General features: G+C 27.9%; 1 pseudogene. It reads left to right on the top strand.

Annotated features, from left to right (window positions below):
* A pseudogene (locus AJ932_RS00015) lies at window positions 1–473 on the top strand (hypothetical protein); the annotation flags it as partial.

The raw sequence follows: 473 nt of genomic DNA, 5'->3' as shown, positions 1-473 counted from the left end.
AAAGGAAGCATAGCTCCTTGGACTAAAGCAGAAAAAGCTTATTATAAATCTTTAAAAACTAAAAAAGAAAGATATAAATATTTAGTTATAAGAAGTGGTATAAGAAGTGTTGTTATAGATATACCTTATGAAGCTATAGGAGCTGTAGATGAAAAAGGAAATGTAGATCCTAAATATGAAAAATTATATAGAATAGTAGATGATAATAAACATAATCTAAGATCAAGTTTATTTCATAATGAATGGGGTATGGCAGCAGGAATATTAGGTGATTATAAATACCTAGCTAATGATATGTCTCAAAATGGTTTTAATGCAAGATTTATACAAGCTACTATACTTTATATACAATTAAGTGGAGGAAGTAGTATATTAGATAAACCTAATTTATTAGGTGCTATTTATGGTTATGCAGATATTGCTGTAGGAAGTGGTTTAGTAGGAGTGCATAAAAATCCTTTAAGAGAACAAGA

Source organism: Campylobacter sp. BCW_6873 (assembly GCF_001762365.1).
GTDB classification, from domain to species: Bacteria; Campylobacterota; Campylobacteria; order Campylobacterales; family Campylobacteraceae; genus Campylobacter_D; species Campylobacter_D jejuni.
The sequence above is the reverse complement of the archived record's forward strand: the minus strand, read 5'-3'. Positions and strand labels throughout refer to the sequence as shown.